This window comes from Solwaraspora sp. WMMA2065 (genome assembly GCF_030345075.1).
Classification (GTDB): Bacteria; Actinomycetota; Actinomycetes; order Mycobacteriales; family Micromonosporaceae; genus Micromonospora_E.
The window spans coordinates 4571624-4591374 of sequence record NZ_CP128361.1 but is presented as its reverse complement, the minus strand read 5'-3'; the positions used below and the strand labels follow the sequence as shown (position 1 = coordinate 4591374).

Genomic DNA, 19751 nt, shown 5'->3' with positions numbered 1-19751 from the left:
CCTCACTTCTGTTCGCCGAGGGTGAGCGGGGTGATGGTGGCGCCGTGGTGGGCCTGTCGGAGGGCGTCGACGACGGCGTGGCGGTCGGGTTCGGGTGCGACGGCGGCGAGGTTCGCGACGGCGGCGGCGAGGCCGAGGGTGTCGGTGACGCGTTTGAACGCCAGGAGCTCGCGTAGTTGCGGCGCCCAGTCGATCTCGTGTCTGCGCATCCGTGCGTTGAGGGCGATCGCCGCGTCGATGGCGCTGTCCGGTACGCCCAGGGACCGGGCGAGGTCGAAGTCGGTGGTGACCTCGATGTGCACCGCGAACCGGCTGGCGAGGGCTTCGGTGAGGATCGCTCCGTGGACGCCGGGGTTGTGGCCGGCGCAGACGTAGAAGCCGTCGGCGGCGGTCACCTGCTCGTTGTGGTGGGCGGTGACGGTGATGGTGGCGCGGCCGTCCATGGCCGGGTAGAGGGCGGCGAGGACGCGGGGTGGGATGAGGGTGGCGTCGTCGAGGAACAGGGCGCGGCCTTCGCGCATCGCGGTGACGAGGGGCCCGTGGGAGAACTCGAAGCCGCCGTCGGGCAGGGGGACGTAGTTGCCGACGAGGTCCTCGACGGTGGTGTCGCCGTGGCCGGCGACGGTGATCGCGTCGGGGTAGGCGGCTTCGATGAGGCTGGTCTTGCCGGTGCCGGGTGGCCCGTAGAGCAGGACCGTGATGGTGTCGCGGCGGAGCCGGCGCAGTACCTCGACGTCGGTGCTGTCGCCGAGGCGGCGGGGCAGGTACCAGGAACCGTTGGGGCGTAGGACGGCGCCTGGACGCGGTGGAACCGGCCCGGTCGGGGTGGGCGCCGGCGCGGCGGGCGTGGGCGCGGTGGTGGCTTCGGGGGCGCGGCTGGCGCCGGCCCCTGCCTGGTACGCGTCGACGCCTGCGTCGGTGATGGTGTACCGGCGGGGTGATCCGGTCGACATGCTCGCCCATCCTTTGTCGACGAGGCGGTTCAGCACGGAGCCGATCGCCCCGGACGACCGGCCGGGAAGCTTCCTGGCCAGGTCGGTGATGGAGAACGCGCGGTGCGGTTCGCCGGCGAGCAGGGCCAGGACCGGCCCGAACATGGGCCGGGGTTTGGCCTTCGGCGTGGCGGGTCGAGCGGGTGAGGTCATCGGGCACCTCCGACGGTGGCGGCGGTCAGCGTGCAACCGATACCCGCGGGCTCGGGGGTGATCAAGTCGTGTCCGCACTGCCCCGGCAGGGTGCGGCCGGTCAGCGCCCGAAGGATCGGGGTGAATGTCGGGTGTGGCATGTGGATGCTCCTTGGAATGACGCCGCCGCGCGTCCCTTCCCGGGACGCGCGGCGGCGGTGGTGGGCCACAGCGGGCGGGAAGAGCGCGGTAGCCGGCGGCTACGCGGAGCGGTACTGCGGGTCAGACGCCTACCATCGGGAGGCGCGGTCGTGTCCGGTCAGGACTGGTGGTGACTGTTTCGATCGGGCTTCCAGATCGGCGATTTGGCCTGTCGCTGTGTCGGGTCGGCCGTCAGGTCCGCCGCCGTCGCCCGCGCGGAGCGGGGTGTTCTGCCAGCGACTGCTCGGCGGACGGCTGGGCGGGGTCGGCGGAACCAGGCGACGAGAACGCTCGCCACCGACGCTGGAGGATCGACGACACCTATCGAGTTCGTTGGGGCTGTGGGCGCCGTTCCTCTGGTCAGCCGCTGCCGGAAGTGAGATGCTCGCTACAGAAAGCAGGAGGGGAGTATCCCCCACGGCGGTGTCGTCAGCACGGTTCGAGCCATGTCCAGGGTTCAACCCGGCACTGCCGGTCGTCCGAGCGCCAAGCGGATGGCGGGAGAGACCTCCGGTGTCGACTGCACGCCCGTGTCCGGTCTGAAGCCGAACACGCGCCTGCCGTGTCTACCGGAGGTACCTCGATGGACGTGCTGCCCGCGTTCGCGCTCTCCGTGCCTGTCGCATGCACGGCGATCTGGGCAACGGCCCGAGTTTTCCTGGTACTCGTTGTTCTGCGCGGCACGAAGCCATCGGAACGGGCGGAGTTACTGCGCGCGATGGCCCATTTCAGCAATCCACCGGCACCGCTACGACGGCGCGGACGCCCGCCCTCCGCGGGCCGTCGTTGACAGCCCGCCTGACACGACAGCTCACGCTCGTGCCGCCGATGGCGCTTGGGGAACCGTGGCACGCCGGCGACCCGGGTCGTCGGTGAACTCGTGCAGGGCTTCCAGCAGGTTTTTGGCGGATCTGCTGAGGGGCGTGGTGGTGTCCTCGCCGGCTGCGGTCGTGCGCAGTTCGGGTTCCAGGCTTGTCACGGCATCTTGGAGGGCGGCCTGGACGCTGCGGGTGCGGCCGGCGGCGTCGGTGAAACGCTGGTCCGGCCGCACCCAGGCGAGGCAGTCGATGAGGACCTCCAACGCCGTCGTCCGCGCCCAGCCCTGGGTGGTACGTGTGACAGCCGCCAGAATCGTGGCTGCTGGGCCTACGGCGTCATACAGCCAGCCGGAGTGGTTGTGCCCGATGGCGTCGAGGACCTCGTGGTACGCGTCTTGGCCGTCCTGCTCTGATTCCACCAGCCGTAGCCGCCTGACCGCGGACACGACCCTGGCCGGATCCGCGCCGTGCGCGGTCCAGTCCACGACCCGCAACGCGTGCTCGATCCCGTCGCCGAGGCGCTCCGTCACCGGGCAAGTATGCCGGCCTCACCAACCTTCGGCGATACCCTCCTGCCGCTGTCCGCATGGGCGGTCAGCGTCGGAGTCCAGTCCCTGGCAGCCAAGGCCCCTGCTCAGCGGAACTCGGCGACGACCTCGATCACGCCGATGATGTTCGCGTTGAGCGCGGGAAGGTCTTCGGCCGGGATCCAGTACTCCAGGATGGTCCGGCCGCCGACCTGGTGGACGTCGTAGCGGTCCAGGAAGTGTCGCCGCACCCGGAAGCGGGTCACGTAGCCCGCACCGGAGGCCGGCACGTTCCAGTCCCGGGCGATCATCGTCGCGTACTCCTCGTTGAGGACCGGGTAGAAGATGGGCTGGTCGGGCAGGCGAGGCGGCCAGGCCCGCCATCCTGATGCGGCCACCAGCGCCAGTTCGTCCGGGCCCGTTGGACGCCACAACGTCACAGCTTCCGGTTCGTCGGTCACGGCTTCATGCTCGGCCATCTGATCGCGACCGGCTACCACAGATTCGCTATCTCCCGCACGGCAAGGTCCCGCGCCTGCTGTACCTGTCTGTCGTGTGTGTCGCCCACCTGGGTCGACACCCCATCAGGTCCCCGCCTGTGGCGTGGGGTCGATGGCCGGTGGCCAGGCCGCGCGGCGGCTGATCCGGCCGATCTCGGTGGCGTCGGTTTCCGAAGAGCCGCAGATGCGGCACCGGATGGTGTTGTCGGTGCCGTGCCCGGTCATTGACGGCGCCTGCTCGTGGGCGATGTCGTATCCGGTCGCCCCGCACACCGTGCACCTGCTGCCGGTCGGCCCGGGGTGCTGCTCGAAGACGTCGGGGTCGTGTCGATGGCGGTCGCCTCGCTGGTCGGCGGGTGGAGTGGCCTGCCGCCAGGGCCAGCGGCCGTCGGTGAGGCGGTACCAGCCCTCGGGGTCGGCGGTGAGTCGCCGTACGGCGACGACGGATGCTTGCGGGGTGGGGTCGACGGCGCTCGGGGCGGGTGTGCGGACCACGAACATCCGCATGCCGCTGCGGTCGTCGCGGAGCACCAGCAGGTCTGTGTCGGGTCGCGGGCTGCGGATGGCGTGGGTGTTGGTGTCGGCGGCGATCCGCTGCAGGGTCGTGCGGGTGAAGCGGGCGGTGAGGGATCCGTTGTGTTGGTAGCCGTGGGCGGTCTGACCGGGGTAGGGGCCGAGGTCGCCGGTGGTGAGCCAGGCGGGTGTCCAGACCGCCGCGTGTGGTGGGTTGTCGGTGTCGTAGGCGGCGGCGGTGTGCAGCCGTGCCGGTGTCGACGGGTCGGCCACGAGCCACCGGTGTCCCTGCCGGGCGGCGGCGCGGAGCAGGTCCAGTGTGGTGTCGCGGTTCGGGTCGGGTTCGGTCAGGGGTTGCCGGTAGGGCGGGGTCTGTTCGCCGGCGGGCGGTGTCCGGTCGATGTGGGTGGCGACGACGGCGACGTCGCCGGGGCGGGGCGTGGTGTCGGCGGTGATCCACAGTTGGGCGGTGTCGGGGTGGAGGACGAGCCACGCCGTCGGTGGTGTGCCTGTTCTGGCGGCGGGTGGGCGGGCGGTGGCTTCCTCGGCCCGCTGCAGAGTCCGTCGTAGGTCGAACCAGAGCTTTCTCATGTGCTGCTCCTTCCGGGGGTGCGGGTGCCGCCCCTCGGGCCCGGCCGGCCGAGGGCGATGGGTCGGGCATGCCTGCCGGGTTGTCGGGCAGAGCGGCTATTCGGCAGGCCGGGCACCGCCGTCGAGCAGGGCGGCGCATCGGGCGGCGACGCCGTCCTCGACGGCGGTGGTGAAGCCGTCGCGGGCGGCGTCGATCGCGGCGGCCCGGTCGGGGTCGGACAGGTCGTGCCACGTCGGTGCGTCGTGGGGTGCTTGGGCGTGGTACCGGTCGGCGTCGTAGCCGGCGGTGTCGAAGGCGGGCAGGGCGTCGAGGACGGCGGGGTCGCCGGCGTCGATGCCGGCCAGGACCGCTTCGGCGACGGCGGTGACGTCGCCGGTGGTACGGCCGCCGATGGTGTACTGCGCCCACCAGGCGGCGGCCTGCTGACCGTCCTGTTCGCCCGCTGTCCGTAGCGTCCGCAGGACGTGCGGCCAGTGGGGGTCGCCGGTGGGGGCGGGTTTCGGTTTCTCGTCGCGGTCGGGTCGGGTGTAGGGCCAGGTGGTGGTGGCGGGGTCGATCCAGTCGGCGGCGAGGAGCACGCCGTCGCGCCGGTACCGGCTCGGCACGGTCCGTTCGTTCGCCGCCTCGCGTAGCCAGGCGGCGAGTTCGGCGCGGATGGTGCGGGCCGCGGCGGCGTACCGGGCCCGTGCTTCGCGTGCCTGCCGCCTCGCGGCCGCGGCGGCCGATCCGTTGAAGACGTGGTGTGCCCGGATGAACCGGTCGTGGTCGGCGCGGGTCATCCAGCCGGAGTCCGTGCGGGTGAGTAGGCGGCGCAGCGCTTCGCCGTAGAAGTCGTCGCCGGACAGGACGGGTTCGCCGTCGCCGTGGATCATGCGGGCCTGGATCTGCTGGAGGCGGCGCCCGAGTGCGGGCCAGTTCGTCGGGTCCTGCGGGGGCTGTCCGCGGTGGCCGTCGGAGTGGGTCATGGTGGTGCCTTCCCTTCTTGTGGTTCGGGGGGTGCGGGGCGGCCCACGCCCGTGCGCGGGGCGGGGGTGGCCGCCGTCGGCGGGCGGGCGGGTGGCGTCAGCGTCGGCCTGGTCTGGCCGTTGTCGGGTCGGGCAGCTGCTGCCAGGCGCCGTCCCGCCATACCTGCCAGTGGGTGCTGTGCGGGCTGGTTTCGACGGTGGCCAGGTGGTTCGCCAGGCTGGTCCACGCGGCGGGCTGGTCGAGTCGGTCGGGGCCGGTGCGGGATTCGACGATGGCGAGGTCGCCGCAGAAGTCGCCGTCGTCGTCGACGGATCGGGTCAGGATCGTGCCGGCCGGCAGGGCGGCGATCCGGCGGGTGAGGTCGTGTTCGGTGATCAGGCGGTCGAGGACGGTCTCCTCGTCGGTGGGCTGGCGCCGGTAGCGGCATCCCCGCACGTACTCGTGCATGTCGTGCCGGCTGAACCGGGCGGGGTCGTGGTGGCGCAGCCAGGTCCCGCGGCCGTCGCCCTCGTTCTCGACCGTCCCGACCGGGGTGCCGTCGAGGCGCAGCGTCGCGGTGAACGCGACCCCGTTGGCGGTCAGGCGTTCGTGGAGGCTGGTGACGGTGAGCCGGTCGTGCGGCACGTGGAGCGGACTGTGCGTCAGGGGGATCCGGGCGGGCTGCCGCGCCGGGGTGGGTGGTGTGCCGGCGACGCGGTCGCAGTCGGCGGGGTCGACGCTGCGCCACTCCCACACCCAGGCGCAGATCGTGTACCGGCCGTCGGCGTCCGGGCAGATTCGTGAGAGCCCGTCGGCCTCCCCGTGGACGAGTCGCTCGTCCATGATGATCTCGTCGCCGGCGAAGTACAGCGGCGCGCACACGAGGTCCACCTCGGCGTCGAGGTCCGGCCCCCGCAGGCCCTCAGCGGTCAGGCGCCGCCGGGTGTCGTCGCGGAGGCGTTCCTGTTCGGCGATGATCGCCTCGGCGACACTCCGGTCACAGGAGAAGACCGCGTACTGTCCGTCGCGTCCCCGCTGGGCGTCGAGGCGGCCGACGAAACCGGTCGGGTAGCGGGTTCGGCCGTTGTGGTCGTAGGCGGCCCAGTCTCCGGCGAAGACGCCGAGGTCGCCGACCATGACGTGCCGCGGGGCGAGGTGGTCGCCGGACACGGCGGGGTACGGCTCGCTGGGTTGGCGGGTGTCAGGTGCTCGACCGTGGTGATCGGACACGCTTTCTCCTTTCGCGGATGTTGCTGGGGTTGGTGGTGGCCGCGGAGGATCCCGCAGCGAGTGGCGACCTGCCACGGGCTGAAGACCGTGACCAGCGCGTCGTCGGTCCAGGAACCGCCGAACGGCGCGCGGCGCTGACCTCGCGCGAGTGGGAGCGGCCGTTCTTCCGATGTGGGATGGCAGAGTCGTGTGGTCAGGGCAGGTGCACGACGTGGGTCACGCCGTCCGGGGCGATCACGTGCACCGAGCCGTCCGAGTGGGCGAGGGCGAGCAGGGTCGCGATCGCGCGCAGGCTGTTGTTGATTGCGTCGGTCTTGTTGTCGCCGGTGACGGCCAGGATCGTGGTGAGGGCGGCTGTCGTGCGGGCGGTCGCGTTAAACGTGACGCGGGTCAGCCCGGCGGCGGTGGCGTCAGTGGCCGTCGCCGCGGTGATCCGCTCGGTGTCGTTGTCTGCGCTCATGGAGAATCTCCGGACAGGACGGTTGCGCGTGTCGGTTCGTGAACACGCGCCATTTCGGGGTGGGCGGGGAGCTACATGGCGGCGATACGCGGCGTCAAGTGCGCTTCCTTGGAGTGCCCCGGCGCGGCCCTCGCCGCTGGCGCCGACGGCGCGGAAGCTGTCGATGACGGTCGTACCCGCCGCAGGGTTGTCGGTCCGGGAGGGTGAGGCGGACGTCCTGGTGATCGGACACGCTGTTTCTCCCTTTTTCGCGGATGTTGCTGGGGTTAGTGGTGGCGGCTGCGGAGGATTCCGCAGCGGGTGGCGACCTGCCACGGGCTGAAGACCGGGACCAGCGGGTCGTCGGTCCAGGAACCGCCGAGCGGGCGCGGCAGGGTCACGTGGGAGCGGCCGTTCCAGGTGGCGGGGGTGACGGTCAGGGCGTGACCGCCGGCGACGAGGCAGACCTGGTAGGGATGGTCGTAGCTGGCCAGAACCGCCGGCCTGTTGTCGGCGAGATCGGCGAGCGCTGCGGCGATGAACGGCAACGGGTAGCCCCACAGGGGCGGGTAGGAGGTGTGCAGTCCGGCCTCGGTGACCCACTCCCGGATCGGCCCGACGCCGTTACGCAGCTCGTCGGGCCGGTATCCGGGATGGTCTTCGGCTGGCAGCGTCCAGGGCAGGATGTGCTGGCCGATGATGTAGTGCGCGTCGAGGTTCGGCAGCAGCCGCCGCGTCACCTCGTCGTCGGTGCCGTCGGGCCGTGTCTGGAGGCCGGGCTGGATCTGCTGTGTCTGCTCGTGTCCCGATCCGTTCCACCACAGGACGATCAGGACGTGGGCGGCGAGGGTCAGTACCGGCAGGCCGGTGCCGGGCAGCCGGCCCTTGTGCCATTGCCTTGTCACGTCGATGACCTCGTGCAGGACTTCCCGGTCGAGGCGGGCGACGATGACGCCGCGTGCCCACTCGGTGGAGCAGATCTCGGCCTGCCAGGTGGTGGGCAGGCCGGCGAGCCCGATCGTCGCCGGCCGCCACTGGTGTGCGCCGTGTCCGGTGGCGAGGTCTCCGGCGACGCCGAGGCCGGTCCGTGGCGGGACGTCCGCGGGCGCGGGTAGCCAGTGGCGGCTGTGCCGGGCCCAGTTGCCGTGCACGGTCGCCTCGTGGACCAGGACCGTCGGTTCGCGGTCGCCGAGCAGGTACAGCCATTCGGCGTGCGGCGGCACGCTGGCGTCGTGCAGGTCGAAGCGGAGCCTGGGCGGTGTGGGGTTCACCGGCCGGGTGTGGGTGTCGAGGGGGATCCAGCCGTGGGTCATGACCTGGTCGGTCATCAGCCGCATGTCGCCGTCGGCGCCGTCGAGCAGGCTGCGGAGGACCGGCAGCACGTGCTGGGGGTCGGATCGGTCGGGGATGGCGACGGCGGTGACCGTGTGCCCGTCGTCGTGGAGCTGCCCGATCAGGCACGGTCCGCTCTCGTGGTCGGGGACGGTGGGTTCGCCCGGGGTGTGGGGCATGGTGGTTCCTCCTTGGTGTGGGTGGGTCGCTGGTGGGGTTGTGTGCCTGCTCGGGCCGTGCGGGCAGGCAGGTGTCGGCGGCTCGTGGCGGGCAGGTGGTGCCGGGCCCTTGCCGGGTTCGAGCCGGCTGGTTGGTGCCGCGACGCCGGTGAGCGGCGGACGGTTCAGCCGGACGCGCCGGCGGCTGTGCGGAACCGGACGGGGCTGTCGGGGCGGCGGGAGGTGACGATGCTGAGGTGGAACTCGCTGCCGTCGGACAGCCGGATCAGCACGCCGCGGTTGAGGGGCCATGACAGCGGCGTCGCCGTGGGGCGATGTCCTTCCGCACGGGCACCGGCCCCGCGGTGCTGTCCAGCAGCACGGGCTGGCCGGCTTCGTCGCAGAGTTCGTCGAGGTCATCGCCGGACAGGAGGTGCCGGGCAGGCGCTCCAGCAGGTCCTCGTGGCCGGTGTTTGGTCGGTGGTCACACGGTGCTTTCTTCGGGGAGGGTGTCGCGGTGGGGAGCCGTTCGGTCGTGGCGCACGGCGGGGATGGGGCCGGTCAGGGTGGCGGCGCTCCGAGGGGTACGTTCCGGGCGGCCATGAACGGCACCGGGTCGGTGGCCCCGCCCGGGCTGGCGTCACCGCCGGTGTGGACCTCGTAGTGCAGGTGCGGGCCGGAGCTGTGGCCGGTAGAGCCGACCAGGCCGATGGGTTGACCGACCGCGACCTGCTGCCCGACCGTCACCATCGGGGCCTTGTCCATGTGGCAGTAGCGGGTGAGCAGGCCGCCGGGATGGTCGATGTCGACGTACCAGCCGCAGCCGCGGGTCACCGTGGGGTCGCCGTCGCGGTGACAGCCCCACTCCGCGCCCGTGCTGGCGTGGACGGCGTTGCAGCGCACAGTGCGGACGGTGCCGGCCGACGCGGCGCGGATGATCGTGCCGCGGGGGGCGGCGAGGTCGACCCCGTCGTGGCCCGGCCGAGACGGGCTGCGGAAGGCGGATCCGACGGGGGCGAGCACCGGCTGGGTCCACGGGCCGACGGCTCCGCAGCCGGCCAACCCGTCGGCGGGGAGGCCGACGGTGGCAGCGATCGCGGTGACCAGCTCGGCGGCTGGCCTCTCCCACTTGGCGTACGCGTCGGGGTAGGCGGAGATCTGCACGGCCTGCGCCGCCCCGGCCAGCGGCATCGTCTGCCAGCCGTCGATCGTGACCAGCCTGTCGAAGAACTTCTCCGACGCGTGGACGGGGTCGCGGAGCTGGGTGGGGGTGCCCCAGCCTTGGCTGGGGCGTTGCTGGAACAGGCCGACGGAGTCCCGGTCGCCGCCGGCCAGGTTCCGCAGGCTGCTTTCCTGCATGGCGGTGGCGACCGCGATCACCCACCCTCGTGCGGGTACCCCTAGACGGGCGCCGGTGGTGGTGATCGCGGCGGCGTTGCCGACCTGGCCGCTATCCCAGCCGCCGACGGCCGGCCACCGGGTCGGCCCGGTCGGCGCCGCCGTGCCGGGCGCCGAGGGGCCGGGTGAGCCGGGTGAGGTGGCCACGGGGACACGGACACAGCCGGCGGCGGCGGTTCCGCCGGCGAGGGTTCCGCCGAGGCCGCCGGCGCAGAGGATGAACACGGCGATGAGCGCCACGGCGAGTGACAGCAGGGATCGGATCGTCATCGCGGTCCCCTGTCGTCGGGACCGGGGTGGCGGGTTCGGTGCGGTGGCGCGGCTCGGCAGGGCATGACGGGGGTTCTCCTGGTTCACGGGGTTAGCAGAGGTGGTGGACGCCGACCGGTTCGCCGTCGCCGCTGTGCACGGTGACCGTGTCGTCGGCGGGGTTGATCACGTAGATCCACGTCGCGACGAGGTCGACGGCGAGGCTGAGCGGGAAGACGGTGAGCGGCTCCGGGTCGGTGTCGTCGAGCGTCATGCCGACACCGCGAACGTGGTGCTGGCCGGGGGTGGGCCGTGGGTCCGGGGTGGGGTCGGGTCCGAGGTGGTCCCAGTCGTGGGCGAGGACGGCGTCGATGAGGGCGTGGGTGTCGCGGCGGGTGGTGGTGGCCCAGATCCGGCGCAGGTGTGGGATGACGGATGAGGGGTTGCCGTTGACGTGGACGTAGCGGGCGCGGACGACGGCCGGGCGGGCGGGGTCGGCGGCGCCGACGTAGCAGGGGGTTCCCACGGGTGGTGTCTCCTCGTGAACCGGTGGATGGGTACGGGGGTGTGGCGACGACCGCGCGGCCGGCCACGGCCGCGCGGTCGTCGATGCGCGGGGGACGGTGGTCCGCGTCAGCGGGCGGGGACGGCGGCGTTTCCGCCGCGCGGCGGCGGCCCGTCGTCAGCCCGCTGACAAGGGCGTGGGTACGGCTGCCGTGTGTGTGGATCAGGCGGCGCCGTGACGCGCGTCGCTGCTGGCCGCGCGGGTTGCCGGGCCGGCGCGGACGTGTCGGCGCGACGGTGTCATCGCAGGTCGGGGGGCTCGTCGGCGGTGGGGTCGGGGTCGCCGGGTGTGGCGTCGTCGCGGCCGGCGGCGGCCCAGTCGATGTGGCTGCCGTGGCCGCTGGCGTTGAGGGCGGCGTCGATGACGGACTCGGCGGTGTCGAACGCGCTGTCGGGGTCGGTGGCGGTGACGTCGATCGTCACCGGGAGGGTGAGGCGGACCTGCCAGTGGCGTGGCAGGCCGGGGAGGTCCAGGATGTCCAGGATTCTGTCGGCGGCGTCGGGGTCGATGTCGTCGTCGGTGGCGGCGTCGCGCAGGGTGCGCCACACCTGTCGGCGCAGCCCGGCTGCCTGTTCGGTGACGGTGGTCGGCGGGGCGGCGGGCGGAGCCGGTACGGGTGGGTGGGCGTCGAGGTAGTCGTGGATGCGGGTGGCGGTGTGGGTGAGCCAGCCGAGTGGGGCGGGCTGGCCGGGGTGGAAGGCGTCCCAGGCGTCACGCAGGACGGATTCCAGGGCCGCCGGTCGCGGATCATCGTCGGAAATGGGCATGTGAATCTCCTGAGGTCGACAAAGGGGCGGCCGGCCCCGCCCGGGAAGAGGGGTGCGGGGCCGGCGGTGGCGGTCAGGTGTGGCCGGCGGTGGCCGATGGTGGCCGATGGTCACGGCGTCGGGAAGCAAGGCCGGCGGGTGCGTTTGTCTGCTCGGCGGGCCGCGGGTGTTCGATCTGGACGGCCCCGCTTGCTGATCAGTGCGTCGACTCCGCCGGACGGCGGCGGGTGGATCATGTGGCCGGCTGGCGGTGGTGGCCTGTGGCTTGGGCCGGGACCTGTCCGTTCATTCGGGCAGGTGGAGAACGCCGAGTTCGGCGAGTGGTGTGGTGAGGGCGCGTGCCTGGTCGATGGCGGTCTGCCGCTGGTCGTGCAGGGTCAGCGAGATCGTGGCCAGTGCGGTGGTGAACGGCTGGGGGTCGTCGGTGAGGCCACCGCGGCGGTGGGCGGTGTCGAGGATGTCGTTGAGGTCCTGCTGGTGCGCCCGGATCAGGGAGTCGGCGTGGGCGGCGGTCGCGGCGGCGGTGACGAGGGCGGCGACGGGCGGGGCGTGCAGGTGGCGGTGGAGTGCGGTCCAGTTGACGGTGGCGCCGATCTCGGCGGCGAGGTCGTCGACGGCCCGGGTGACCCCGTTCACGGCTGGCCGGGGTGGGCGATGAGGGGTTGGACCCAGGTGGGGTATTCGTAGCCGTCGTCCCAGGGGAAGCGGCCATGCCGGTTGGGCCAGACGATCTGCTGCAGGCGGACGCGGTGGCGGCCGTAGAGGGCGAACGCGGTGCCGGGGTGCAGTGTGTCGGTGGCGTGGCCGTCGACGATGACCGTGTCGTAGCCGGCGATCAGGCCGTTGACGTGCTGGCCGTGGGTGAACCGTTCGGCGCGGTCGTAGACCCGTCCGGCGGCGGTGTTGAGGATCGCGTGGGCGATGCAGGGGTCGAGGCCGGCGATGACCAGCTCCGGGTAGCCGTGGCGGGTGAGGCCGACGGTGTAGGCGAACGGGCCGTGCTCGTCGTCGCCGTCGTTGTCGGGGAGGACGGCGGTCACGGCCCAGCCGAACCTGTCGATCTGCCGCTGCTGGGTGTGGAGGACGTTGTCGAGGTGCGGCATGGCTGTGGTCCCTTTCGGTGTGGTGGTCAGCGGGCGAGGATGGAGACGGTGTCGTCGAGCAGGCGCGGGGCTCCGTCGGGTCTGTTGATGTGCTGGTGGATCCGGATCCGGCCTTGGGGTGGGAGCTACGCGGCGTACACGTTGGCCAGGGTGGCGCCGGGGACCCGGCGGGGCAGGGGGTGTGGCAGCCGCGATCGCAGGTGGGTGGCGGTGGCGGCGAGGCCGGCGGTGAACCAGCCGGTGAACCTGCCGGCGGCGCGGGCAGGGTGCCGCGATGTGTCGCGGGTGGCGTCGGGCCGCGCAACCGGTTGGACCATCGGTGCGCGCGCGACGCGCATCGCCCGTCGTGCCTGCCGCGCGGCCGGGCACAGCCCGTCGGTGTGGTCGGGGCACCGCATGAGGCACCGGCCGTCGGGGCCGGGTTGGTGGGCGGTGAGGACGTCGACGGCGAGCCGCCACAGCAGGGGGTCGGTGACGTCGCCGGGGACACGGGCGCGGTGCGACGGGCGGGATCGGCTCCGGTCGGACATGCGGGATGGCCTCCCTTCGGGTTACGGGGCAGGGGGCCGCCGCCGGGACCGGGTGACACCCGTGTGGCGTCATGGCCCGGTCCGGCCGGCGACCGTGACGATCGACGCTTATCTCTTGATGAAGGTCAAGTCGTCCGATCGAGGGCGACGCCGTCGGAAAGGGCGGCCGGCCCGGCGCCGTGCGTGGGCCTCGCGGTGCGGTCGTTGGTGCCGTCGACGGTCAGGGTCTCGCCGGTGTGGCCGGGCGGGCTCGGGTCGTGGCCTTGAGGAGGTCTGTCAGCGCGGCGTGGGTGGCCGACTGTCCGCTGTGGTCGGGATGGCTGTCGGTGGCGACGGTGGGCTGCGGTCCGGCCCGGAATCTGGTGATCCGGTGGTGGCGGTGGTCGGCGTCGACCGCGTCGACGCGTCGGATCTCGTGCAGCGCGTCGGGGTCGACGAGCACGTCCTCGTAGCAGACGGCCCAGGCCAGCAGGCCGGGTCCGGGTGTGGGTTCGGTGACGAGGCCGGCGATCAGCCGCGGGTCGACGCAGGCGGCGAGGGCGGGTCGGCCGACCGGCCGGTTGAGGCGCAGCGCGGCGGCGAGGTCGGTCAGGAGGTCCGCGAGGCCGGCGCGGTAGCGGCCCAGGCGTGCCGGGTTCAGCGGCAGGGTGACGGCGCGCGTCCGGCGCCTCGTGGGGTCGGCGGCGGATGGGGCGGGCCGGTCCTGGACGAGCAGCAGCAGCGGCGGGTGGCCCCAGCCGGCGGTGTCGGCGCGGGCCTCGACGCGTAGGAGGCAGTCGGTGAGGGTGTGGACGGCGTTGTCGGGCATCACGGCGGATGGGCTCCTTTCGCAGGGTGGGCGGGGCCTCGCAGGCCCGAGTGGTCTGCGGGGCCTCGGCGGTGGTGGCGGGGCGGGTCAGGGCAGGTCGCGGTAGCGGGCGGCCGGGCCAGGGGTGTCGCGGGCCGGGTCGTGGGCGTGGAGGCCGGTGGATGCGCGTTTGGCCAGGTACATGGCCTGGTCGGCGGCGTGTAGAAGATCGCGGGACAGCATGTGTGGTGCGGCGACGGCGTAGCCGACGCTGGCGGTGAGGCTGATCTGCTGGCCGGCGATGTCGTAGGGGCGGTGCGAGATGCGTCGGTGGGCGGTGTGGGCGGCGGCTGCGGTGTCGGCCGTGTCGCCGTGGACGGCGAGGGCGAACTCGTCGCCGGACAGGTGGACCGCCAACACGACCGGGGGCCCGATGGCGGACAGCCGGCGGCCGACCTCGGTCAGCAGGTCGTTGCCGTGTTCGTGGCCGTGGACGTCGTTGACGTGTTTGAACCGGTCGAGGTCGACCAGGACGAGCCCGAGGGGTTCCCCCAGCGAGAGGGTGGCGTCGAGGTGGGTCAGCAGGGCGCGTCGGTTCGGCAAGTCGGTGGTCTCGTTGCGGGTGGCCAGCCGGTACCAGCGGTCCCGGTCCCGTGCCCGGTCGGCGAGGGCCCGCCGCTGGTACAGCAGGATCCGCCGCTGCCAGACGATCAGGGGCGCGGCGGCGGCGAGGCCGGCGAGGAGTCCGCCGACCGCTGTCAGGTAGGAGTGCAGATAAGACACTGGATCGCTCCTTGTTGGTGAAGGAGCACCGGGGTGGGCGTGAGCCCGCCAAAGTTCGACGCCCACCCCGGGCTGCCACGGTGGGTCGGGTCAGTCGGCTGCGGGCGCGAGTTGGAACGTCGCCGGCCGGTCGGCGACCTGGACGGCGACGCCGGCGGTGACGAGTTTGTGGACGGCGTTGACGACCGCGCCCGCGCTGACCCTGGCCCCGCCGCCGTCCTCGTTCGCCGTGTCGAGGGCCTTGCACAGGTCGCTGGTCTTGAACCGCGTGTCGGGGTGGGCTTCGAGGACGTCGCGGACGGCCGCGCGCAGGGTGCCCTTGGGTCGGCGTGCCGGCGCGGTGGGTGACGGATGCGGCGTGGTGGACCGGCTGTCGGTCGCGGGGGCGGTCCGGGTGTCCGGCGGGTCCGGGGTGTGCCCGGGTCGGGTGTCGCCGCCGGCCGGGTCGGTGCCCGGGGCGTCGTCGCCGGTCTCGACGGTTCCGTCGCCGCCCGGGTCGGTGGCCTCGGCTGCGGCCGGGGTGTCCGGGCTGTTGGGGTCCGTCGGCCGCAACGTCTGCTGGGTGGTCGGCCGGTCCGTGTCGTGGGCCGGTGCCGGCCGTGGCGACTCGCCCGGGGCGTCGCCGGTCGTCTCGTCCGGTTCCGCCGCGGCCCCGGTCCCCGTCTGCGTGGGGGGTGGCTCCGGCAGGCTTTCCCGCTGGTCGTCCGGGGTCTCGGGGTGGGGCGGCGGCGGGTGGGGGGTCGTGCCAGTCGCTGGGGTGTCGTCGCCGTTGGTCGTGGTGTTCGTGGTCTGTCGCCACAGGGTGCGGCCGTCGTCGGCGCGGAACGGTTCCGCGTGGCCGGCTTCCTCCAGTTGGCGTAGTCGTTTGGTGGCGGTCGAGTAGCCGACGCCGGCGTGGTGGGCGATCACGGCCGCCGTGTTCTGGCCGAGGTCCGCCAGCGCGGCGGTGATCTTGTCGAGGGCGCTGGGTGCTGCGGTCGGCTCCGGTGTGCTGTTCATCCATGTCCTCCCTGTGGTGGCTGCTGATCGGGTGTGTGAGGTGGCGTGCGTTGATGCACGCTCGACGGCGTCTCGTGATCAAGTCGGATGACCGGATCTCGGGACGCCGCCGACGCTCAGGTGAGGGGTGTGTGCGCCCGGCTGCGGGCCGGGCGGGCTAGGGCCGGCCGAAGATCCGGTCGCAGCGGGTCGGGTCGACCGGCCGCCACGGCAGGCCCCAGCCGATCCGGTAACGGCCGCCGTCGTCGGGTGCGGCCCGGTGGACGCCGCCGCCGAGGGACACCGGCCGGGTGACGGTGAGGGTGTGGCCGTCGAAGTCGACCGTGCGCCAGTCGCCGCCGACGTGATCGGCCATCGCGGTGAACGTCTGGGCGAGTGCGGTCACCGCCTGACGGTCGAGGGTGAACTCGACGGCGCCGTTCCACCAGCCGGTGACGGTGGCGAGGTAGCCCTCGTAGAAGCGGTGGAAGCCGGGGACCGGCTCGTAGCGCAGCCACCGGCCGGACACCACGGTGGTGCTCCCCCGCGCAGGCTCGTAGTCAGGCGTGGGCATCGGCCACCGCCTCCGCGCGGTCGCCGCGTGCAAGCGCCGACCCTGCGGATCCGCCCGGCGGGGCCGGGTGACGTGGTCGGTGGCGACCAGGCAGGTGCCGGTGTGGTCCGGGTCGTCGGGTAAGGCGGCGGTCGACCTCTGTCATCAGGTGTTCTCCGTTCGTCGGGTACGGCGACGTCCTCGACGCCGGGGCGGGCGTCGAGGACGTCGACGATGGGTGGATCGGGGTGGAACCGGCTGAGCGCGGGCAGGATGTGCGACCGCGCGGTCAGTCGGTGAGGCCGCCGATGACGACCGCGAGGTGGACGCCCTGCCTGGGGGCGTCGTCTGGCGGGTTCGTCTGCCCGTGGGCGCGGTGGCAGCCCGACCACCGGCACTCGTCGGTGATGTCGGCCAGCTCGACCGAGGAGACGGTGGCGTGTACGCCGTCGAGGTCGAGCAACACCGGCTGGTGGACGGCGGGCTCGTCGCCGTGCCGGCGGATGAGGTCGGTGAGCAGGTCGACCAGTTGTTGTGCGGTGGGCACGTGAACGGCCATGTCGGATTCCTTCCCCGGGGTGGAGCGTCCGGGCCCGGCCGTGGACTCACCCGCAGGCGTGGTGGTCGAACGAACACGGTGTGGTGTGGCGCGCGTGGAGGAAATTGCCGTGGGGTGGTTGGACGCGCGGCCGGTGGCGGTCAGCGCGCCTCGGGGGGTGTAGGGGAAGAGGCGGTGGGTGACACGGCAGGCCCACCCGTCCGGGCTGGCCCACATGGGTGATCCGCAACAGAACGGCGGCCGCCGCTGCGGTGGCGCGGTCAACGGCCGTTCGGGGTGGTGGTAGTGCCACCACAGGTTGAAGCCGAGGTCCTCGGCGGCCGTCACGGTCGTGTAGATCCGGGCCGCACGCATGTCGCCGGCGGCGGTGAGCCGCCGCAGCTCCCCCCACCAGCGGGCCGGGTCCTCACGCAGCAGCGGCGGCCGGTCGTCGCGGCGACGCTGCCCGGACAAGGTCTCGTAGGCCCAGTCGTTGATCCCAGGGCTTGTCCGGACAGGCCGGAGTTCCTCACCGCAGCGGCAGGCGTACCGCTGCGGGGGCAGGGCGGTCAGGTCACCGTCGGGGCGGCAGGCGGCCGGCGGCGACGGCCGGGAACGGCTTCGGGGCATCGGTGCTGCTCCTCTCAACAAGGCGAACAGCCCCGGGCACGGCCCGCGCGGCCGTACCCGGGGGTGTGCAGAGATCCGCACGGGCAACGGCCCGGCGACGGGCCGGAGCCATCGCAGGTGGCCCTGGACGGTGACGGCTGCCGTCCCCGGACCGGCCCGGCGAGGCAGGGGCGGGGTGTGGCTTCTGCGGCGGGCAGGCCTACCCGAGGATCGCGGCGGCCCGTCGGAAGAGCCGCTCGGCGAGGTCGGTCAGCGGCATCGCGCTGCTGCTGCTGGACGGGGTGGTGTCGTGCCACGCCGACACCGGTTCGTGCGTCAACCGGGTCCAGGTCATCGCCGGGGTGAAGACCTCGACGAGGGCGTGGCTCTGCTGCGGGTAGGCGTCGCGGTGGATACGGACCCGCAGGAGGAGTCCTCCACCGGTCCGGCGGATCTCGGTGACCTCGTAGCCTTGCCCGTGCTCACCGAAGGTCCGGTCGACCACTGTCATGCCGGCCGAGGTCGGGCGGGAGCTGTGTGGAACATGTGCGCCAAACGGGTCGGCGTCACCGGGTACGTGAACCATGTCGCGGTGTCCTTCCAGACAGGGGTGGGCGGCGTCGCCGCCACGGGTGGTTCGGCAGGGCAGGGCCCGGGCGGCGCGGTCAGGCCGCCGGGCTGACCCGGCAAAGGAGGAAAGGGAACGGCCGCCAGAGCGGGCGGGTAGCCGCGGTCGACGCCCCCGCTCAGGGGCGGTCCGGCAGGGGTGGCGTCAAACCGGCCGGCAGCGCGTGTCCTCCGGGCGGCGAAATGGGACCCGCGTGGGTGTCCCGCCGGGATCACCGCGGGAGGCAGAAGCGTCCACGGCCGACACCGGCGACGATGCCGGCGTCGCAGTGGTGGTCGACGACGAAGGCGCACCAGGCGGCGTCGATGCCGGCCCGGACGTGGTGGAGCAGCTGGCTCTGCGGCTCCCGCAGCGGGATCTCACCGAGGCTGCCGCACCGCAGCCGCTGGTGTCGTCTGCCGGCGAAATCGCCGGCCCGCACCGACACCGGCCGCCACCCCGTCAGGCCGAGGGTGACCGGCCACAGACGCTGGTGCTCGCCCGCGTCGACGCGGTCGCCGGTCAGGTAGACCCGGCCGAACTCGTCGTGCATGATCCGCAGCGCCGGAGGCACCGGAGAAGACGCCTCGCGGCGTCGGGCGCGGACACAGGCGCCGGCGAGCCGCTCGACCTCGTCGAGCAGGAACACGACGCGACCCATCAGACTGTCTCCTTCCCCACCCCCGGCCAGACCGCGACCGCGAGCAGCCGCTGGTCCGGGTCGATGGCGGCGAACACGCGGTGGGCCTGTTCGAGATAGGTCACCCGGTCGGCCATCGCGTCGCTGGCAGCGGCCAGCTTGGCCCCTTCAGCGGTGATCAGCGCGTCACCGGCGATCGCCGCCAACGCGCTGTGATGCCGGTAGGCCATGTGACCGGCCTGGTACATCTCCAGCTCGCCGAGAGCGATCTGCCCCGCGCCGTAGCTGGCGGCGTTGTGCATCCGGATCGCGTTGACCCGGGGCTGGTTGTTGAAGTCCGCGACCGCCGTCTCCCACGGGTACGTCGCCGGGTCCGTCAGGTGCCGGGACTCGTATACGGGCCACGGGATGGCGGCGCGGGTGCCGTGCACGACCTGAGTGAACAGCTGGTGACGGATGCCCGCCCCCATGGCGGCGGCGTGCCGCATGCCGTCCAGGTCGAGCAGTCTCACCGGCCCGCCGGCGCAGCACGCCGGACGGCCCTTACGCAAGCTGATCATCCGCCGGCGCTGCCACCGCCGCAGGGCGGGGGACGCCCAGAAACGGGGCGCCAGGGTTCCCTGGACACCGAAGGTGCGATCGAGCTGGTGCGCGGTCAGCGACTCACGGGGCAGCTCGGCCGGAACACAGAGGACCATGGCGCGGATCGTCGCTTTCGGCGCGACCGCCGGGGTGCGGGCACCCTCACGCGGGGTCTTGGGCATGGAACCATCTCCTTCACGAACGGGCGCGTCACAGCGCGCGGGGACAACCGACCCATCAGGTGTGCGGGGTCGGTCTGCGGGGACAGCGGTGGTGCGGGGTGGTCAGGTGCGGCCTGCGGGTCGCCGCGCGGCGCGGGCGTCGACCGGCCCCGAGCGGGGCGGGTGGACGTGCGCACCGGACAGGTGCGGCGGTGGTTCCGAGGCGGGACCGGACCGGGGTGGAGCTGATGAGGTGTTGTTGGCGCCGTGAACGGTAAAGGCCCCCGCTGTCAGCCCGGCCCCACGAGCCGACCACCGAAAACCGGCGCTGACCTGCGCTGTGAGCCCGTACCAGATCAGTGGGGCCGTCGTCGACGCCTACGCTGTAAGAGCCGGCGACCCTCACAGAGGATGTCACCGAGGGCAGACGCGGACGGGCGACGGCGTCCTCGGATCGGGGGAAAGCGCCTACCTTCAGTTACCTGGCAGGCGGCCGGCCAACGCCCGGTTCACGGCAGATCA

General features: G+C 72.9%; 23 protein-coding genes. All 23 read right to left on the bottom strand.

Annotated features, from left to right (window positions below):
- Nucleotides 1-2 precede the first annotated feature (2 nt).
- Nucleotides 3-1145, bottom strand: coding sequence for an AAA family ATPase (locus tag O7610_RS20905; RefSeq protein ID WP_289211654.1), 1143 nt, complete (start codon nt 1143-1145; stop codon nt 3-5).
- Nucleotides 1142-1285, bottom strand: a complete 144-nt coding sequence (locus O7610_RS20900) for a hypothetical protein (RefSeq protein ID WP_289211653.1) — start codon at nt 1283-1285, stop codon at nt 1142-1144. Before O7610_RS20900 ends, O7610_RS20905 begins: the two co-directional genes overlap by 4 nt.
- A gap of 851 nt (nt 1286-2136) precedes the next feature.
- On the bottom strand, nt 2137-2673 hold the full coding sequence (locus O7610_RS20895) for a hypothetical protein (RefSeq protein ID WP_289211652.1): 537 nt from the start codon (nt 2671-2673) through the stop codon (nt 2137-2139).
- Between the two features lie 104 nt (nt 2674-2777).
- Nucleotides 2778-3131: an ADP-ribosylation/crystallin J1 gene (locus O7610_RS20890; RefSeq protein ID WP_289211651.1), complete on the bottom strand. Its 354-nt coding sequence runs from the start codon at nt 3129-3131 to the stop codon at nt 2778-2780.
- Nucleotides 3132-3254: 123 nt separating this feature from the next.
- Complete coding sequence (locus O7610_RS20885; protein WP_289211650.1) at nt 3255-4274, bottom strand: hypothetical protein; 1020 nt, start codon at nt 4272-4274, stop codon at nt 3255-3257.
- A 96-nt stretch (nt 4275-4370) separates the two neighbouring features.
- Nucleotides 4371-5240, bottom strand: a complete 870-nt coding sequence (locus O7610_RS20880) for a hypothetical protein (RefSeq protein WP_289211649.1) — start codon at nt 5238-5240, stop codon at nt 4371-4373.
- A 97-nt stretch (nt 5241-5337) separates the two neighbouring features.
- Nucleotides 5338-6450: a hypothetical protein gene (locus O7610_RS20875; protein WP_289211648.1), complete on the bottom strand. Its 1113-nt coding sequence runs from the start codon at nt 6448-6450 to the stop codon at nt 5338-5340.
- Nucleotides 6451-6643: 193 nt separating this feature from the next.
- Nucleotides 6644-6910, bottom strand: a complete 267-nt coding sequence (locus tag O7610_RS20870) for a hypothetical protein (RefSeq protein ID WP_289211647.1) — start codon at nt 6908-6910, stop codon at nt 6644-6646.
- A gap of 266 nt (nt 6911-7176) precedes the next feature.
- Nucleotides 7177-8400, bottom strand: a complete 1224-nt coding sequence (locus O7610_RS20865) for a hypothetical protein (RefSeq protein ID WP_289211646.1) — start codon at nt 8398-8400, stop codon at nt 7177-7179.
- 540 nt (nt 8401-8940) lie between these two features.
- Complete coding sequence (locus tag O7610_RS20860) at nt 8941-10047, bottom strand: M23 family metallopeptidase (protein WP_289211645.1); 1107 nt, start codon at nt 10045-10047, stop codon at nt 8941-8943.
- A gap of 91 nt (nt 10048-10138) precedes the next feature.
- Nucleotides 10139-10552, bottom strand: coding sequence for a hypothetical protein (locus O7610_RS20855; RefSeq protein ID WP_289211644.1), 414 nt, complete (start codon nt 10550-10552; stop codon nt 10139-10141).
- 278 nt (nt 10553-10830) lie between these two features.
- A complete protein-coding gene (locus tag O7610_RS20850; RefSeq protein ID WP_289211643.1) occupies nt 10831-11358 on the bottom strand; it encodes a hypothetical protein in 528 nt (175 codons plus the stop codon).
- A 285-nt stretch (nt 11359-11643) separates the two neighbouring features.
- Nucleotides 11644-11994, bottom strand: coding sequence for a hypothetical protein (locus tag O7610_RS20845; protein WP_289211642.1), 351 nt, complete (start codon nt 11992-11994; stop codon nt 11644-11646).
- Nucleotides 11991-12461, bottom strand: coding sequence for a DUF4262 domain-containing protein (locus tag O7610_RS20840; protein WP_289211641.1), 471 nt, complete (start codon nt 12459-12461; stop codon nt 11991-11993). The genes O7610_RS20845 and O7610_RS20840 overlap by 4 nt, the downstream gene beginning before the upstream one ends.
- Nucleotides 12462-12586: 125 nt before the next feature.
- A complete protein-coding gene (locus O7610_RS20835; RefSeq protein WP_289211640.1) occupies nt 12587-12991 on the bottom strand; it encodes a hypothetical protein in 405 nt (134 codons plus the stop codon).
- A 220-nt stretch (nt 12992-13211) separates the two neighbouring features.
- The gene (locus tag O7610_RS20830) at nt 13212-13799 is read right to left on the bottom strand and encodes a hypothetical protein (RefSeq protein ID WP_289211639.1); all 588 of its coding nucleotides are present in this window, start codon (nt 13797-13799) and stop codon (nt 13212-13214) included.
- A gap of 87 nt (nt 13800-13886) precedes the next feature.
- Nucleotides 13887-14561, bottom strand: a complete 675-nt coding sequence (locus O7610_RS20825; RefSeq protein WP_289211638.1) for a GGDEF domain-containing protein — start codon at nt 14559-14561, stop codon at nt 13887-13889.
- A gap of 90 nt (nt 14562-14651) precedes the next feature.
- Nucleotides 14652-15560 carry a hypothetical protein gene (locus O7610_RS20820; RefSeq protein WP_289211637.1) on the bottom strand — a complete coding sequence of 303 codons (909 nt, stop codon included), beginning with the start codon at nt 15558-15560 and terminating at the stop codon, nt 14652-14654.
- Between the two features lie 157 nt (nt 15561-15717).
- Nucleotides 15718-16113, bottom strand: coding sequence for a hypothetical protein (locus O7610_RS20815; RefSeq protein WP_289211636.1), 396 nt, complete (start codon nt 16111-16113; stop codon nt 15718-15720).
- Nucleotides 16114-16381: 268 nt separating this feature from the next.
- Nucleotides 16382-17260: a hypothetical protein gene (locus tag O7610_RS20810; RefSeq protein WP_289211635.1), complete on the bottom strand. Its 879-nt coding sequence runs from the start codon at nt 17258-17260 to the stop codon at nt 16382-16384.
- A 199-nt stretch (nt 17261-17459) separates the two neighbouring features.
- The gene (locus tag O7610_RS20805) at nt 17460-17825 is read right to left on the bottom strand and encodes a hypothetical protein (RefSeq protein ID WP_289211634.1); all 366 of its coding nucleotides are present in this window, start codon (nt 17823-17825) and stop codon (nt 17460-17462) included.
- A 253-nt stretch (nt 17826-18078) separates the two neighbouring features.
- A complete protein-coding gene (locus tag O7610_RS20800; protein WP_289211633.1) occupies nt 18079-18507 on the bottom strand; it encodes a hypothetical protein in 429 nt (142 codons plus the stop codon).
- On the bottom strand, nt 18507-19250 hold the full coding sequence (locus O7610_RS20795) for a hypothetical protein (protein WP_289211632.1): 744 nt from the start codon (nt 19248-19250) through the stop codon (nt 18507-18509). Before O7610_RS20795 ends, O7610_RS20800 begins: the two co-directional genes overlap by 1 nt.
- Nucleotides 19251-19751 lie beyond the last annotated feature (501 nt).

Bases quoted from the DNA above. Each gene is read 5' to 3' on its own strand.
- O7610_RS20905 (WP_289211654.1), bottom strand. From the start codon at position 1,145: ATGACCTCACCCGCTCGACCCGCCACGCCGAAGGCCAAACCCCGGCCC.
- O7610_RS20900 (WP_289211653.1), bottom strand. From the start codon at position 1,285: ATGCCACACCCGACATTCACCCCGATCCTTCGGGCGCTGACCGGCCGC.
- O7610_RS20885 (WP_289211650.1), bottom strand. From the start codon at position 4,274: ATGAGAAAGCTCTGGTTCGACCTACGACGGACTCTGCAGCGGGCCGAG.
- O7610_RS20880 (WP_289211649.1), bottom strand. From the start codon at position 5,240: ATGACCCACTCCGACGGCCACCGCGGACAGCCCCCGCAGGACCCGACG.
- O7610_RS20870 (WP_289211647.1), bottom strand. From the start codon at position 6,910: ATGAGCGCAGACAACGACACCGAGCGGATCACCGCGGCGACGGCCACT.
- O7610_RS20865 (WP_289211646.1), bottom strand. From the start codon at position 8,400: ATGCCCCACACCCCGGGCGAACCCACCGTCCCCGACCACGAGAGCGGA.
- O7610_RS20860 (WP_289211645.1), bottom strand. From the start codon at position 10,047: ATGACGATCCGATCCCTGCTGTCACTCGCCGTGGCGCTCATCGCCGTG.
- O7610_RS20850 (WP_289211643.1), bottom strand. From the start codon at position 11,358: ATGCCCATTTCCGACGATGATCCGCGACCGGCGGCCCTGGAATCCGTC.
- O7610_RS20840 (WP_289211641.1), bottom strand. From the start codon at position 12,461: ATGCCGCACCTCGACAACGTCCTCCACACCCAGCAGCGGCAGATCGAC.
- O7610_RS20835 (WP_289211640.1), bottom strand. From the start codon at position 12,991: ATGTCCGACCGGAGCCGATCCCGCCCGTCGCACCGCGCCCGTGTCCCC.
- O7610_RS20830 (WP_289211639.1), bottom strand. From the start codon at position 13,799: ATGCCCGACAACGCCGTCCACACCCTCACCGACTGCCTCCTACGCGTC.
- O7610_RS20820 (WP_289211637.1), bottom strand. From the start codon at position 15,560: ATGAACAGCACACCGGAGCCGACCGCAGCACCCAGCGCCCTCGACAAG.
- O7610_RS20815 (WP_289211636.1), bottom strand. From the start codon at position 16,113: ATGCCCACGCCTGACTACGAGCCTGCGCGGGGGAGCACCACCGTGGTG.
- O7610_RS20810 (WP_289211635.1), bottom strand. From the start codon at position 17,260: ATGCCCCGAAGCCGTTCCCGGCCGTCGCCGCCGGCCGCCTGCCGCCCC.
- O7610_RS20805 (WP_289211634.1), bottom strand. From the start codon at position 17,825: ATGGTTCACGTACCCGGTGACGCCGACCCGTTTGGCGCACATGTTCCA.
- O7610_RS20800 (WP_289211633.1), bottom strand. From the start codon at position 18,507: ATGGGTCGCGTCGTGTTCCTGCTCGACGAGGTCGAGCGGCTCGCCGGC.
- O7610_RS20795 (WP_289211632.1), bottom strand. From the start codon at position 19,250: ATGCCCAAGACCCCGCGTGAGGGTGCCCGCACCCCGGCGGTCGCGCCG.